The organism is Microbacterium sp. AK009, from assembly GCF_013410955.1.
Classification (GTDB): Bacteria; Actinomycetota; Actinomycetes; order Actinomycetales; family Microbacteriaceae; genus Microbacterium.
The window spans coordinates 766379-780993 of the sequence record NZ_JACCCG010000001.1; the positions used below are offsets into that span (position 1 = coordinate 766379).

Here is a 14615-nt window from a genome sequence, read left to right on the forward strand (position 1 = left end):
CCGAGAGGACCCCATGCTCGTCGCCTTCTCCGTTGCTCCGAGCGGCACCGGCCGCTCCGACGGCTCCGTTCACGATGCCGTCGGAGCCGCCGTCCGTGTGGTGCGCAGCTCCGGGCTGCCGCACCGCACCACGTCGATGTTCACCGAGGTGGAGGGGGAGTGGGATGAGGTGATGGACGTCGTCCGGCGAGCGACCGAGGCGGTCCTGCCCTTCGGCTCGCGGGTCTCACTCGTGCTCAAGGCCGACATCCGGCCGGGGCGGACGGGCGAGATCGACGCCAAGATCGAGCGCCTCGAGCGCGCGATCGGCGACGAATCCCGCCCCGACGTCGAGGCGTGACCGCGTCGGTGCCCGACGAGCCGGGGGCGGCGTCTGCGTCCGCGGCCGATCGGCTGGCCCGGGTGCTCGCCGACGCGTCCGGGCAGTCGCGCCCGCGCGTGGAGCGAGACGGCAACGATCCCGACGTTCCCGTCGCAGGCACCGCGGTCCTGCTGCGCGATACGGCCCGCGGACCGGAGGTGCTCATGCTGGAGCGCCCCGGCCGGGGGTCCTTCGCCGGGGCGTGGGTGTTCCCCGGCGGCAAGGTCGAGCCCGGTGATGCCGAGGGTGCGGGAGCGGCCGGTGAGGAAGCCGCGGCGCGGCGCGCGGCCGCGCGGGAGACGCGCGAGGAGGTGGGCCTCGTGCTCGACGGCGAGGCCCTGACCACGCTCTCGCGGTGGGATCCGCCTCCGGGCCTTGCGCTTCGGATCCGCACCTGGTTCTTCGTCGCGGGTCTGCGCGGTGACCTGGCCGCCGAAACGGACGGCCTCGCCCTCGCCGACGGAGAGGTCGTGCGCGCGCAGTGGCTTGCGCCCGGCGCGGCACTTGCCGCGCACGGGCGGGGGGACCTCGTGCTGTATCCGCCCACCTGGGTGACCCTTCACGACCTGGTCGACGCGACGAGCGTCGACGAAACGCTGCGGAGAACCCGGATGGCCCGGGTGCGGCGCTTCGACACGGTGGCTCGGACGGGACCCGACGGTCCGATCCTTCTCTGGGCAGAGGACGCGGAGTTCGACGCGCCCGGTCCTGGCATCGCCCGTCACCGGCTGGAGATCGGACGTCTCCCGTGGCGGTACCTGCGCAGCTAGGTCGCGAGCAGTCGCCCGAGGTGGAGTCCCACCGGCGAGGTCTCGATGAGGAAGCCGTCGTGGCCGAAGTCGCTGACGAGCTCGACAGCGCGGTCGCCGTCGATGTTGTGGCGGAGTCCGCGCGCGATGCGGTGCTGGCCGTCGACGGGGAAGAGGCGGTCGCTGTCGATCCCGAGCACGAGGGCGCGGGCCGTCACCCGCCCCAGGGCGCTTTCGACCCCGCCGCGGTCGCGGCCGATGTCGTGCGAGTTCATCGCCTCGACGAGGGTCAGGTAGCTGTTGGCGTCGAAGCGACGGGTGAACTTGTTGCCGTGGAAGTCCAGGTAGCTCTCCACGGCGAAGCGCCCGCCGTGGCCGAGCGGGCTCACCCCCGACTGCCACGACCGCTGGAAGCGCTGGTTCAGCTCTGTCGGCGAGCGGTAGTTCAGCAGGGCCATCCGTCGCGCGAGCGCGAGCCCCCGATGCGGACCGTCGCCGTCGCCGGCGTCGTAGTACTCGCCGCTCTGGAAGCGGGGATCGATCCGGATCGCCTCGAGCTGCACCGAGTTCAGCGCCACCTGGTCGGCCGTCGTCACCGGCGGGGCCGACAACACTGCCATCCGTTCCACCCGTTCCGGGTGCGAGACGGCCCACTCCAGCGCGTGCATCCCTCCCATCGAGCCGCCGACCACCGCACCCCAGGCGTCGATCCCCAGTGCGTCGGCGAGCCGCACCTGGGCGGCGACCTGATCGCGGACGGTGAGGTAGGGGAAGCGGGAGGCCCACTCGTAGCCGTCGGGCGCGATGCTCGCGGGTCCCGTCGAGCCCTGGCATCCGCCCAGCATGTTCGGCGCGACGACGAACCAGCGGTCGGTGTCGATCGGCCTGCCCGGGCCGACGATGTCGTCCCACCAGCCGTCGGTGGGGTGCCCGGGCCCCGCCTCGCCGGTGACGTGGCTGTCGCCGGTGAGGGCGTGGAGGACCAGCACCGCGTTGTCGCGCGCCGGGTTGAGCTCACCCCAGGTCTCGAACGCGATGCGGATGCCGGGGAGTTCGCGCCCGCCCTCGGTGCGGAACGCGCCGAACGCGGCGAACTGGCGTGCTCCCGCGGGGTCGCCGTCGCGCCAGGCTCCGGTCACGGGCGGGCGGCCGAGGAGCAGACGGGCGTCGGCCTCGGTCACGGGTGCGCTCGGCACCGTGTCTTCGGAGGTCTGCCAGTCCATGCCTGCCATTCTCGCCGCTGGTCGCGCCGGCCAGCGCTCTGTTACGACCCGGGCTATGGTGGGGCCGGGGGGACGGACGTGAACACAGCACACGACACGACGCGCCGCGAGATCATCGCGCAGTACGGCGTCGTCGGGGAACCCCCTGAGCCCGACCTCGAGGGTCTGGTGCAGCTGGCCGCGACGATCTCGGGCGTGCCGACCGCGGTGATCAACATCATCGACGATCGGCACCAGCATCAGATCGCCACGGTGGGGATCTCTCCCTCCGTCTGCGCCCGAGAGGACTCGATGTGCGCCGTCGTCTTCGCGGGTGCCGAGCGGGTCGTCGTCAGCGACGCGCGTCGCGACGAGCGGTTCGCGGCGAATCCGTTCGTCACCGGTGACATCGCCCGCATCAGGTTCTACGCCTCGAGCCCGCTCGTGACGCCGAGAGGAGTCCCGATCGGGACGCTGTGCGTCTTCGACGACACCCCCGGCCTGCTCACCGAGGAACAGGGCCGCGCGCTCGACGTCCTCGCCCATCAGGTGGTCGACGTGTTGGAGCTGCGCAGACTCGCGCGTGAGCTCAGACGATCCAACGACGCGCTGGAGGGTTTCGCCCGCCAGGTGAGCCACGACCTGCGCAACCCCCTCACCGCGATCAGCGGCTTCCTCGAACTCGCCGTCGACAGTCCGGAGCTCGCCGACGCACCCGTCGCGGCCCGCGCGATCGAGAGGGCGGAGGCAGCGGCCCACCGCATGTCCGTGATGTTGGACGATCTCCTCGCGTTCGCCCGCGTGGGCGGCGTGCCGCCCACCACGGTGAGTGTCGATGTCGGGGATCTCCTCGACGAGATCCAGGAGGATCTGCACGCAGCCCTCAGCGAGAGCGGTGCCCGCATCGATGTCACGGCCTCGACCGAGATCGAGGGAGACCGCACCATGCTCCGCGTCCTGGTGGAGAACCTCGTCGCCAACGCGGTGAAGTTCGCCGCCGCCGCAGGTCGCAGGCCGCACATCGATGTCCACGTGGAGAGGTCGTCATCGGGCATCCGGCTGATCGTCGACGACGACGGTCCGGGCATCCCCGAAGACGAACGTGAACGCGTCTTCGGGCTGATGGAGCGGGGCCACAACGCGCTCGCACCGGGCCTCGGGATCGGGCTGGCCACCTGCCGTCGCATCGCCGAAGCGCACGGCGGGCGGATCGGCATCAGCGATTCCCCGCTCGGCGGGGCCCGCGTGTGGGTGACTCTGCCCGGATCTCGCCGTTTCGAGCCCGCCGCGGTCTGAGCGCACGATGATGGGAGCATGGCGCGCTTCCTTCTCATCGCCGCATCCAGCGACATCGGTCAGGCCACCGCAGAACTGCTCCGACACAGCGGGCACGAGGTCGTCACGACGGCGCGCGGCGAGGGCACCATCACTCCCGACCACGTCGTGGACGCCACCGACTTCGCCGCCGTCGATGAGGTCTTCGCTGCGGCGGGAGAACTCGACGGCGTCGCCTGCTTCGCCGGGTCGCTGCTGCTCAAGCCCGCGCATCTGACGACCGCCGAAGAGTACGACGACGTGATCGCCGCGTCGCTCACAACCGCATTCGCGACCGTGCGGGGTGCCGGCAAGCACCTGAAGCGGGGCGGATCGGTCGTGCTCGTGTCATCCGCAGCGGCTCTGCACGGAACCGCCAATCACGAGGCCATTGCCGCCGCGAAATCGGGGGTGATCGGGCTCGCGCTGTCTGCGGCTGCGACCTACGCGTCGCGGAATCTCCGTGTCAACGCCGTCGCGCCGGGGCTCACCGAGACGTCGCTGACTGCATCGCTGACCGAGACCGAGGGGGCGCGGAAGGTGTCGGAGGCGATGCACGCCCTCGGGCGCCTGGGCAAGCCCGACGACGTCGCACGGGCGGTGGCCTTCCTGCTGGACCCCGCGAACGACTGGGTCACCGGTCAGGTGCTCGCCGTCGACGGGGGCCTGGCACGAGTGCGCCCGCGCATGAAGGTCTGACGCGGGGCGCGCGCGCCGCGCGCGCTCTCACGCCGGCGCGCCCGCGCCCCCCGCGTTCACGCGCCCACGCGGCTTTTCGCGCTCGTGAGGGCGAAAAGGGGCGAATTGGTCCGCGTGAGCGCGGATCTCCTCGTGGCGGAGAAGAGCGGGGCGAGCGTCACCCGCACGCAAGCAACGCCCCGCGAGCGGTCCAGCTGCTCGCGGGGCGTCGACGTGGAGCGGGTCAGGCGCGGGCGGCCTCCGACACGCGGCGCGCGGCTGCGAGGGCCTGCTCCAGGTCGGCCGTGAGGTCGTCGACGTTCTCGATCCCCACCGACAGACGCACGAGACCCGGGGTGACCCCCGCCGTCAGCTGCTGCTCCGGGGTCAGCTGCGAGTGCGTGGTGGATGCGGGGTGGATGACGAGCGAGCGGACATCGCCGATGTTGGCCAGGTGGCTGAACAGAGTCAGCGAGTTCACGAACTCGCGACCGGCGTCCACGCCGCCCTTCAGCTCGAACGACAGCACGGCGCCCACACCCTTCGGCGCGTAGCGGTTGGCTGCGGCGTACCACGGCGAGGTGGGAAGGCCCGAGTAGTTCACCGAGGCCACGTCGGACTGGTTCTCCAACCACTCCGCGATCTCCTGGGCGTTCTGCACGTGCCGCTCGATGCGCAGCGACAGCGTCTCGATGCCCTGCAGCAGCAGCCAGGCGCTGTTGGGGGAGATGGACGCGCCGAGGTCGCGCAGCAGCTGCACCCGCGCCTTGATGATGTAGGCCAGGCCGTCGCCCACCGCCGCGGTGTAGCTCGCGCCGTGGTACGAGGGGTCGGGCTCGGTGAACCCCGGGAAGCGGTCGACGTTCTTCGACCACTCGAACGACCCGCCGTCGACGATGACGCCGCCGATGACGGTGCCGTGACCGCCGAGGAACTTCGTCGCCGAGTGCAGCACGATGTCGGCGCCGTGCTCGAACGGGCGGATCAGGTACGGGGTGGCGATGGTGTTGTCGACGATCAGCGGCACACCGGCCTCGTGCGCCACGTCGGCGACGGTGCGGATGTCGAGGACGTTGATCTTGGGGTTGCCGATCGTCTCGGCGAAGAACGCCTTCGTGTTCGGCCGCACCGCCCGACGCCACTCCTCGGCGTCATCCTGGTTCTCGACGAAGGTGACCTCGATGCCGAGCTTGGCCAGGGTGTACTTGAACAGGTTGTACGTGCCGCCGTAGATCGAGCTCGACGAGACGAAGTGGTCGCCCGCCTGGGCGAGGTTGAGGATCGCGAAGGTCTCGGCGGCCTGGCCGCTGGAGACCAGCAGTGCGCCGGTGCCGCCCTCGAGCGCCGCGATGCGCTGCTCGACGACATCCTGCGTGGGGTTCTGGATGCGGGTGTAGATGTTGCCGAACTCCGCAAGGGCGAACAGGTTGGCCGCGTGGTCGGTGTTGTCGAACACGTAGGACGTGGTCTGGTAGATGGGCGTCGCGCGGGCCTTCGTCACCGGATCGGGCTGTGCGCCCGAGTGGATCTGCTTGGTCTCGAAACGCCAGTTCTCGGGGGCGGACATGGGCGGCTCCTACCGGTCGATGGGTGTCGCGGCGGGTTCCGCGACCTCTTCGAGGGTACGGAAGGGCCCCCTTGTCGACAACGCCGGGGAAATGTGACGTAATGCGGGCGCGCGCGGGCCGTGCGTCCGGCGCCGGGTGCTGCTTGTAGCGTGAGGAGTATGACCGATGCCTCGACGACGGATGCTGCAGATCGACCGACCGCCCGGCGTGCGGTGGTGACAGGGGCCAGCTCGGGAATCGGCGAGGCGACGGCGCGGAAGCTCCGCGCGCTCGGCTGGGACGTCGTCGCCGTGGCGCGGCGGGCGGAGCGGCTCGCGGCGCTGAAGCACGAGATCGGCGTGGTCGCGTTCGCCGCCGACCTCACCGCCGGAGCCGATGTCGAGGCGCTCGCCGAGTGGCTGGCGGAGACCGGACCGGTCGATGCCCTCGTCAACGTCGCCGGGGGAGCTCGCGGCACCGACCGCGTCGAGGACGGCGACCCGGACGACTGGCAGTGGATGTTCGAGGTCAACGTGCTCGCCACGCAGCGCCTCACCGCCGCCCTGCTGCCGCTGCTGCGCCGCACGGCGGCCGATCGGGAGTCGCACGCCGACGTTGTCTTCGTCACCTCGACCGCCGCGCAGATCGCCTACGCCGGCGGTGCCGGCTACAACGCGGCGAAGGCCGGGCAGTCGATGATCGCGCACGCGCTGCGCCTCGAGCTCAACGGCGAGCCGCTGCGGGTCATCGAGATCGCGCCGGGAATGGTGCAGACCGAGGAGTTCACGCTCAACCGCCTCGGCGGTGACCGCGCCGCGGCCGACCGCGTGTACGAGGACGTCCAGGCGCCGCTCACCGGCGACGACGTCGCCGACGTCATCGGCTACGCCCTGTCGGCGCCCGGGCACGTCAACCTCGACCTCGTCACGATGCGACCGGTCGCGCAGTCGGCGCAGCACCTCCTGGCCCGCGGGCCGCTGCACGTGCGCAGCGCCGGATGATGGCTCGTTCGCTCGACGAACTGGCCACCGCAGGTCTTCTGGATGCCGGGTGGGCGGCCGCCCTCGCCCCCGTCGCCCCCGACATCGCCGCCCTCGGCGAGCGCCTGCGCGCCGAGACCGCAGCGGGTGGGCACTACCTCCCCGCGGGTGACCGCGTGCTGCGCGCCTTCTCCCGCCCGCTCGATGAGGTGAAGGTGCTCATCGTCGGACAGGATCCGTACCCCACGCCGGGTCATCCGATCGGCCTCTCCTTCGCCGTCGATCCGCGTGTGCGGCCGCTGCCGCGGAGCCTTGGGAACATCTATCGCGAACTGAGCGACGACCTCGGCATCGACCCCGTCGCCCACGGCGATCTGTCGGCGTGGAGCGGCCAGGGCGTCATGCTGCTGAACCGCGTGCTCACCGTCCGTCCCGGGGAGCCCGGCTCCCACCGCGGCTGGGGCTGGGAAGGCGTCACCGATCACGCCATCCGCGTCCTCGCCGCACGTGATCGACCGCTCGTGTCGATCCTCTGGGGGAGGGATGCCGCAACCCTCCGCCCGCTCCTGGGCGACACCGCCGTCATCTCCTCGGCGCATCCGTCGCCGCTCTCGGCCAGCCGAGGATTCTTCGGGTCGCGGCCGTTCTCACGCGCGAACGAGATGCTCGCAGCCCAGGGTGCGGAACCGGTGGACTGGCGCCTTCCGGCCGCCGCGTAGGCTGTCGCCATGCTGGAGGAGGAGTACGAGACGGCAAGGCGCCGGCTCCCCCGTCATCTCCGCCGCAGACCCGAGCCGGAGCGCCCGTTCTCGTTCGAGATCCGCCCGGTCGTCGACGGCGACATCCCCGACATCCGTGAGATCTACAACTACTACGTCACCAACTCGGTGGTGACCTTCGACGAGAAGAAATGGACCGTCGCGCAGTGGCGTGAGAAGGTCGCGCACCTGAACAAGCTCGGACTGCCGTTCCTCGTCGCCGAGTCGCCTTCCGGCCAGGTGCTCGGCTACGCCTACGTGCAGCCGATGTCGAGCAAGTCCGCCTACCGCTATTCCGTGGAGAACTCCATCTACCTCGGACAGGCCGCGACCGGGAAGGGCCTCGGTCGGGCGCTCCTGGAGGCCCTCATCACGGCGTGCGAACAGGCGGGGATCCGCGAGATGGTGGCCGTCATCAGCGACAAGGGCGCCGAAGCGTCGATCGCCCTGCACGAGAAGCTGGGATTCGAGGAGGTCGGCCGCATGGGCCGGGTCGGCTTCAAGTTCGGCCGGTGGCTCGGAACGGTGTACCTGCAGAAGTCGCTGAAGCCCGTGAAGAAACGGCGCACGCTCTTCGGCCGGTGATCAGCCGGAGCGACCGTGCTCGCGCACGCGCTCCACGAGGGTCTGCCACGCACCCTCCAGCTCCGCGTCGCCGAACTCGGCTTCGCGATCGGCGCCGTGCGCGATGGCGTGCACGCGCCAGCGGAACCGGTCGGCGCCCCGCGTCGGACGACGATCCCCGTCCCAGGGGCACGCATCGATCAGGGCGATCCAGGATGATGCGTCATCGCCCTCGACCTCGGCGCGCCATCGACGGGGGATTCCGGTGACACCGCCAGTGCGTTCCACCAGGATCACCACGACCGCGTCGTCGCGACCGCTCTCGTCTGTGTGCTCGACCATCCCCGTCCACGGTGCTCTCGGGGCCGCGACGGTCACCCGGCGAGGTCGACGCCGACGCCCGCCCAGGCGGCCCGCACGGCCGCTGCTTCTTCGGATGCTCCACCGTACTCCGACTCCGTGACGGCGACGGTCGCGGAGGCGAACTCGGAGAAGTTCGCGGTGGGGGAGAGGGCACCCGAGGTCAGGGTCAGGTACCACACCCGCCCCGCGTGCTCCCAGGCGTACCCGCCGAGCGCCGTGGCGAAGAGATGGAACGCCCGGTTGGGGATCCCGGAGTTGATGTGCACGCCGCCGTTGTCGTCGGCGGTCACCACGTAGTCGACCATGTGGCCCGGTTGCGGGTCGCGGCCGAGGATGTCGTCGTCGTACGCGGTGCCGGGCGCCGCCAGCGACCGCAGCGCGCGTCCCTGCACCGCAGGGGTGAAGATCCCCTCGCCGACCAGCCAGCTCGCCTCATCGGCGGTCTGACCGAGGTGGTGCTGTTCGACCAGCACACCGAAGACGTCGGCGACCGACTCGTTCAGCGCGCCGGATTGGTCCTGGTACTCCAGGCCGCCCGCGGCCTCGATGACGCCGTGGGCGAGCTCATGCGCGATGACGGTCAGCGAACCGGTGAAACCGGTGAACACCTCGCCGTCGCCATCGCCGAAGACCATCCGCTCGCCGTTCCAGAACGCGTTGTCGTAGTCGCGTCCGAAGTGCACGGTCGCCAGCAGAGGCCCGCCGGCGTCGTCGATGCCGTTGCGGGCGAAGGCGTCCCAGAACGCGTCGAAGGTGACCCCGAGCCCGGCGAAGGCCTCATCGACGGCGGCGTCGCCGGTGGCGGGGTCGTCCTCGCCCCGCACGCGGCGACCGGGGAGCACCTCGCGCCGCTCGGCGTCGGAGATGGTGCGATCGGGCGCGGGTGCGGTGTCCGCGGTGATCGTGCCGTCGTCGCCGATCGACAGGCGGAGCCTGCTCCGGGTGATGCGGTACGGCGGGGTGGCCTGCAGGGTGGCGCGCGCCGCGGCCGCCGCGTGGGCGAAGGTCGGCTCGCGCACCGAGGCGATCCGGGCCAGGAGATACGGAGGGATGATCGCGCGCATGGCGACCACGCTAACGGCCCCCTCCGACGTCCGGGCGACCGGCGTGGGGATCGATCGTGGGCACCGACGCCAGAAGGCGCCGCGTGTAGGCCACCTGCGGTTGCTGGAGCACCTTCTCGGTGGGTCCCTCCTCGACGATGCGGCCGTCCTTCATCACCAGCACCTCGTCGCAGATGCTCTGCACGACGCCGATGTCGTGGGAGACCATCACGAGCGTGAGATCGTCCGCGCGCCGGAGATCCGCCAGGAGCGCGAGGATCTGCGCACGCACGGTGACGTCCAGGGCGGAGAGCGGCTCGTCGCCGACGAGCAGGCGCGGGCGGTGCACGAGGGCACGGGCCAGAGCGATCCGCTGGCGCTGGCCGCCGGAGAACTCGTGCGGGAACCGCTCGGTCATCCCGGCCTCCAGTCCCACCTGTTCCAGGACCTCGCGCACCCGCGCCCGCCGGTCGCCCTCGATCCCGAGCGCCCACAGCGGTTCGCCGACGATGCGCCCCACGCTCATCCGCGGATCGAGCGAGGCGTACGGGTCTTGGAACACCACACCGGTCAGGCGCCGGAGCCAGTGCAGCGAGCGCGCGGACGCGGTCGCTTCGACGGCGCGCCCGTCGACCTCGACGGTGCCCGAGGTGGGTGCATCGAGCCCGAGGAGGAGGCGCACGAGAGTGGACTTCCCCGACCCCGACTCGCCGATGATGCCCAGGGCACTCCCGGCGGTGACGTCGACGTCGGCGTCCTCGAGGGCGGTCGTGTAGGTGCGCCGTTCGAACAGCGTGGTCTTCGGCAGGGCGTGCCGGCGGGTGAGGCGCCGCGCGCTCACGAGGACGTCGCTCAACGCGTCCTCCCCTCGGGGCGCCACAGCGTGGCGGTGGCGTCGCGCAGGAGTCCCCGCGTGACGGGGGAGGAGGGGCTCCGCAGGAGCGTGGCGACCGGGCCGGTCTCCACGATCCGCCCGTCCTCGAGGACCACGGCGTCGGTCGCGACCTGCGACAGGACCGCGAGGTCGTGGGTGATGAAGATCAGCGACATCCCGTCGTCGGAGACGAGAGCGCGCAAGAGCTCGAGGATCTCGGCCTGGATCGTGACGTCCAACGCGGTGGTCGGCTCGTCGGCGATGAGCAGGCGCGGCCGGCAGGCGAGGGCCATCGCGACCGCGACCCGCTGGCGCTGCCCTCCGGAGAGCTGGTGCGGGTAGCGCCTGACGATCCCCTCGGGGTCGGGAAGGGCGACGCGCGCCGCCTCGGCGACGGCGCGGGCCGCGGCATCCCTCCGGCTCACGCCCTCGTGGATGCGCACCGACTCGGCGATCTGCCGGCCGACCGTCCGGATGGGGTTCAGCGCCGTGCGCGGCTCCTGGAAGACGATGCCGATCTCGTCGCCGCGGAGTGCGGCCAGTTCGCGATCAGGGAGGTCGATGAGCTCGCGGCCGTTCCACTGCACACTTCCCGACGCGGTCGCGCCGTCGGGGAGGAGCCCGAGGATCGCCAGCGCGGTCAGCGACTTGCCCGACCCCGACTCGCCGATGAGACCCACCCGCGCGCCGTCGGGAACATCGAACGAGATGCCGTCCACGACGCGCCGGCCGTCGATCTCGACGACGAGGTCTTTCACCGACAGGCTCATGCGACGACCTCCGGCACGTGGCTCCGCGCGCGTCGGGCCGAACCCCCGCGACGCGAGAGGGTCGGATCGGTGGCGTCGCGGATGCCGTCCCCCAGCAGGTTCAGCCCGAGCACCGTGAAGGTGATCGCGAGCCCCGGCCACAGCACCGAGAGCGGGTACACGGTGAGGTACTGCTGCAACTGGGCGAGGAGCAGCCCCCACGACGGCTCGGTGGGGGGCGCACCGAAGCCCAGATACGACAGCCCCGCCTCGGCGAGGACGGCGACGGCCATGCCCCACGACAGCTGCACGATGAACACCGGTGCGACGTTCGGCAGCAGGTGGCGGACGAGGTTCTGCGCCGGGGTGAGACCCGAGGCCCGGCCGGCGAGCACGAAGTCGCTCTGCAGCACGCGCCGCAGCTCGGGCCGGGTGACGCGCGCGATGTTCACGCCGAACCCGATGCCGACAGCCCAGATCACCACCCAGAGCGACCCGCCCCAGACCGCCGAGATCATCATCGCGATGAGCAGGACCGGGAAGGCGATGAGGATGTCGACGGTCACCGCGACCGCTTCGCGCATCCACCGGCGGGTGAGGGCGCCGAGCGCGGCGAGGGCGAGACCGATGACGGTGGCGACGAGGCCTGCGCCGACGGCGACGATCACGGTCGTGCGCGAGCCGGCGATGAGGAGGCTCAGGATGTCACGACCCGTGCCGTCGGTGCCGAGCACGTGCGGCCAGCCGGGCGGTGCCCATCGGTTCGGGATGTCGACCTGCTGCGGGTCGAAGGGCGTCCACACGAGCGAGAGCACCGCGGTGAGGAGGATCACGGCGACGACGATGAGGCCGAATCGGCCGGTCGACAGCCGCCACAGCCGGTGGAGCGCCCTCATGCGGCCTCCCGCTGCCGGGGGTCCAGGAGGCGGTGGACGATATCGACGAGGAAGCCCACGAGCAGCACGAACCCGGTCAGGATCAGCAGCTCGCCCTGCACCATGGGGAGATCTCTTCTATCGACGTCGGCCACCAGCATCCGTCCGATCCCGGGAAGACTGAACAGCTGCTCGATGATCACGGCGCCCACGACGATGCCGGCGACCTGGAGCCCCAGCACCGAGATCACCGACAGACCGACGTTGGGGAGGCCGTGCCGGATGAGGGCGGTGTTGCGGGTCAGCCCCTTCGCCGCGGCCGTGCGGACGTAGTCCTGGCCGATCGCCTGGAGGGTGGCGCTGCGGACGAAGCGCAGGAGCATCGCACCCTCGATGATGCCGATGGTGAGCGCGGGAAGGATGAGGGCCCGGAACGCGTCGAGCGGCTGGCTCCAGCCGCCCCGGGGGAAGCCCTGGGCGGGGAGCCACCCGAGCCACACCGCGAAGACGACGACGAGCATCATGCCGGCCCACACCACGGGGACCGCGGCGAGGGCCTGCGCCCCGACGCTCAGCGCGGTGCCGTCGGCCCGCCCGCGGCGGAGGGCTGAGAAGACCCCGAGCGGGATGCTGAGGGCGAGGGCGAAGACGAGGGAGAGGATGCCGAGGGGGACCGTCACGCGCGCCTTCTCGGCGAGCTCGGCGGTCACCGTCAGGCCCGTGTAGAGAGACGTGCCGAGATCGCCGCGGAAGACGCCGCCGATCCAGTCGGTGTACTGCGCCCACAGCGGCGCGTTCAGCCCGAGATTCTCGCGGATGGCGGCGACCTGCTCGGGGGTGCTGTTCGTGCCGGCGATCTGCTGCGCGACGTCGCCGGGGAGCACCCGGAGGGTGAGGAAGATCAGCGCGCTGGCCACGAACAGCCCCAGCAGCAGCAGGGCTCCCCGGGTCAGCGCGTACCGGATCACTCGCTCTTGGTCAGCTCTGCGAGGTTGAGGCGGGCGTTGACGTTGTCGGCGGGCATGCCGTCGATGCCGGTGGCGACGGCGCTGACCCCGGCCCAGTTGTAGAGCCAGTCGGCCGCGGAATCCTCGGCGACGACGCGGGCGGCCTCGGCGAGGAGGGCGTCGGCCTCTTCCTCGTCCGTCGCGCGCAGCGACTGCTCGTAGAGGTCCTGCACCTCGGGGTTGTCGTAGGTGAAGTAGTAGTCCGGGTTCGCCCAGTTCTCGAAGTCGCGGGGCTCGGCGTGGTTGACGTAGCTGAGCTCGTAGTCCTTGTTGGTGTAGACGTCGTTGACCCAGACGCCGAAGTCCACCGCGTCGACCTCGAGGGTGATGCCGACCTCGTTGAGGTTGGACACCAGGATCTGCGGAATCGTCGTGCCGTAGAACGACGGGATCGTGAGGGTCAGCTCGAGGTCTTCCACCCCCGCCTCCTCCAGCAGCGCGCGCGCCGCTTCGGGGTCGTACGGTGCGGTGTCGCTGAGATCCTCGTAGCCGGGGTCGGGTTCGGGGATCGGGCCGTAGAGGGTCTGCCCGGCGCCGACCGCCTCGACGATGGCGTCGTGGTCGATCGCCTGACGGATCGCCTGGCGCACCCGCTGGTCGTCGAGGGGCGCGGCGGTGCTGTTCATCGCCAGCACGCTCTTGTCGGTGGCGGTGCCGAGCACCACGGTCCAGTCGCCGTTCTGCTCGATCTGCTCGGCGAGGTTCGGGTCGAATCCGGTGAGCACATCCACCTCGCCCGCGGCGGCGGCGTTCACCGCGGCCTGGTCTTCGGCGATGTACTGGAACACCACTTCGCCGACGCCGGCGGCGTCACCCCAGTAGGCGTCGTTGCGGGTGAGCGTGATGCTCGCCCCCTGCTGCCACTCGTCCAGCATGAAGGGCCCCGTGCCGTTGGCCGCGGTCTGGTAGTCGACCGTGTCGCCCTCCTTCAGGATGATCCCGGCGCGGCCGGTGAGGTTCCACAGCAGACTCGAGTCGGGTTCGGCGAGGGTGAGGGTGACGGTCTGCCCGTCGGCGGCGATCGAGGTCACGTTCGCCAGGCGCGAGGACTCGGCCCACTCGGGGGTGTCCTTCCGGGTCTGCAGCGACCACACGACATCCTGCGGGGTGAGTTCCTGACCGTCGTGGAAGGTGACCCCCTCTTCCAGGGTGAACGTGTAGGTGAGCCCGTCATCCGAGACCTCCCAGTCGCTCGCGAGTGCCGGGACGATCTCCTGGTCGGTGGTCCGTGAGACCAGGCCCTGGTAGACGTTGTCGATGAGGACCTGGTCGAGGGCCGCCCCGGTGGTCTGGCGGATGTCGAGGTTCCCGGGCTCAAGCACGAGGCGCACCGCGACCGAGGCGTCGGGGTTCGGCTCGCCCGTCGCGCCCGTCGGACCCGGTTCGGCGGAGGAGGTGCAGCCGGCGAGCACGAGGGCGGACGCGGCGAAGAGTGCGGTGGCGGCGAAGGCCGTGCGGCGAAGCATGTGATTCCTTTCGGGACGGCATCCGGGGGAGGGAGATGCCAGCCGGCTCGTCCGAGCGAGCCGTGGTGCGGATACAGCCTAGGGA

General features: G+C 71.1%; 16 protein-coding genes. 7 read left to right on the top strand and 9 right to left on the bottom strand.

The features are described 5' to 3' along the window. The first annotated feature begins 13 nt into the window (after positions 1–13). Together HDC37_RS03580 and HDC37_RS03585 are read left to right on the top strand one after the other, a co-directional pair. Entirely contained in the window at positions 14–340 is a 327-nt protein-coding gene (locus HDC37_RS03580) for a thiamine-binding protein (RefSeq protein ID WP_179558980.1), read from the top strand. Further along, positions 337–1131 (top strand): NUDIX domain-containing protein, encoded by a 795-nt coding sequence (locus HDC37_RS03585; protein WP_308472069.1) that lies wholly within the window; start codon positions 337–339, stop codon positions 1129–1131. Before HDC37_RS03580 ends, HDC37_RS03585 begins: the two co-directional genes overlap by 4 nt. On the opposite strand, the gene HDC37_RS03590 is transcribed toward HDC37_RS03585, so the two are convergent. Beyond that, on the bottom strand, positions 1128–2333 hold the full coding sequence (locus HDC37_RS03590; RefSeq protein WP_179558981.1) for a homoserine O-acetyltransferase: 1206 nt from the start codon (positions 2331–2333) through the stop codon (positions 1128–1130). The genes HDC37_RS03585 and HDC37_RS03590 overlap by 4 nt on opposite strands. A 78-nt stretch (positions 2334–2411) precedes the next feature. Between HDC37_RS03590 and HDC37_RS03595 the strand changes: the two genes are divergently transcribed. Together HDC37_RS03595 and HDC37_RS03600 are read left to right on the top strand one after the other, a co-directional pair. Further along, positions 2412–3608 (top strand): GAF domain-containing sensor histidine kinase, encoded by a 1197-nt coding sequence (locus HDC37_RS03595; RefSeq protein ID WP_179558982.1) that lies wholly within the window; start codon positions 2412–2414, stop codon positions 3606–3608. Positions 3609–3626: 18 nt separating this feature from the next. After that, positions 3627–4325: an SDR family NAD(P)-dependent oxidoreductase gene (locus HDC37_RS03600; protein WP_179558983.1), complete on the top strand. Its 699-nt coding sequence runs from the start codon at positions 3627–3629 to the stop codon at positions 4323–4325. A 223-nt stretch (positions 4326–4548) separates the two neighbouring features. On the opposite strand, the gene HDC37_RS03605 is transcribed toward HDC37_RS03600, so the two are convergent. Next, positions 4549–5871, bottom strand: a complete 1323-nt coding sequence (locus HDC37_RS03605) for a bifunctional o-acetylhomoserine/o-acetylserine sulfhydrylase (protein WP_179558984.1) — start codon at positions 5869–5871, stop codon at positions 4549–4551. Between the two features lie 159 nt (positions 5872–6030). Here HDC37_RS03605 and HDC37_RS03610 point away from each other — a divergent pair, with 159 nt between their 5' ends. From HDC37_RS03610 to HDC37_RS03620, 3 genes are read left to right on the top strand one after another with little or no spacing between them, the layout of a single operon-like run. Further along, a complete protein-coding gene (locus HDC37_RS03610) occupies positions 6031–6852 on the top strand; it encodes an SDR family oxidoreductase (protein ID WP_179558985.1) in 822 nt (273 codons plus the stop codon). Next, a complete protein-coding gene (locus HDC37_RS03615; RefSeq protein WP_179559119.1) occupies positions 6852–7550 on the top strand; it encodes a uracil-DNA glycosylase in 699 nt (232 codons plus the stop codon). The genes HDC37_RS03610 and HDC37_RS03615 overlap by 1 nt, the downstream gene beginning before the upstream one ends. 9 nt (positions 7551–7559) lie before the next feature. Next, the gene (locus HDC37_RS03620) at positions 7560–8174 is read left to right on the top strand and encodes a GNAT family N-acetyltransferase (protein WP_179558986.1); all 615 of its coding nucleotides are present in this window, start codon (positions 7560–7562) and stop codon (positions 8172–8174) included. Here HDC37_RS03620 and HDC37_RS03625 read toward each other — a convergent pair whose 3' ends face one another. Genes HDC37_RS03625 through HDC37_RS03655 form a run of 7 tightly spaced genes read right to left on the bottom strand, consistent with a single transcriptional unit; the run spans position 8175 to position 14530 of the window. Further along, positions 8175–8495 (bottom strand): protealysin inhibitor emfourin, encoded by a 321-nt coding sequence (locus HDC37_RS03625; protein WP_179558987.1) that lies wholly within the window; start codon positions 8493–8495, stop codon positions 8175–8177. It lies immediately after the preceding gene. Positions 8496–8527: 32 nt separating this feature from the next. Beyond that, positions 8528–9580, bottom strand: coding sequence for a M4 family metallopeptidase (locus HDC37_RS03630; RefSeq protein ID WP_179558988.1), 1053 nt, complete (start codon positions 9578–9580; stop codon positions 8528–8530). 10 nt (positions 9581–9590) lie between these two features. Beyond that, a complete protein-coding gene (locus tag HDC37_RS03635; RefSeq protein ID WP_257021242.1) occupies positions 9591–10415 on the bottom strand; it encodes an ABC transporter ATP-binding protein in 825 nt (274 codons plus the stop codon). Beyond that, positions 10412–11203, bottom strand: a complete 792-nt coding sequence (locus tag HDC37_RS03640; RefSeq protein ID WP_179558989.1) for an ABC transporter ATP-binding protein — start codon at positions 11201–11203, stop codon at positions 10412–10414. Before HDC37_RS03640 ends, HDC37_RS03635 begins: the two co-directional genes overlap by 4 nt. Next, positions 11200–12078, bottom strand: coding sequence for an ABC transporter permease (locus HDC37_RS03645; protein WP_179558990.1), 879 nt, complete (start codon positions 12076–12078; stop codon positions 11200–11202). The genes HDC37_RS03640 and HDC37_RS03645 overlap by 4 nt, the downstream gene beginning before the upstream one ends. Then, a complete protein-coding gene (locus HDC37_RS03650; RefSeq protein WP_179558991.1) occupies positions 12075–13025 on the bottom strand; it encodes an ABC transporter permease in 951 nt (316 codons plus the stop codon). Before HDC37_RS03650 ends, HDC37_RS03645 begins: the two co-directional genes overlap by 4 nt. After that, positions 13022–14530: an ABC transporter substrate-binding protein gene (locus tag HDC37_RS03655; RefSeq protein ID WP_179558992.1), complete on the bottom strand. Its 1509-nt coding sequence runs from the start codon at positions 14528–14530 to the stop codon at positions 13022–13024. The genes HDC37_RS03650 and HDC37_RS03655 overlap by 4 nt, the downstream gene beginning before the upstream one ends. Between the last annotated feature and the right edge of the window lie 85 nt (positions 14531–14615).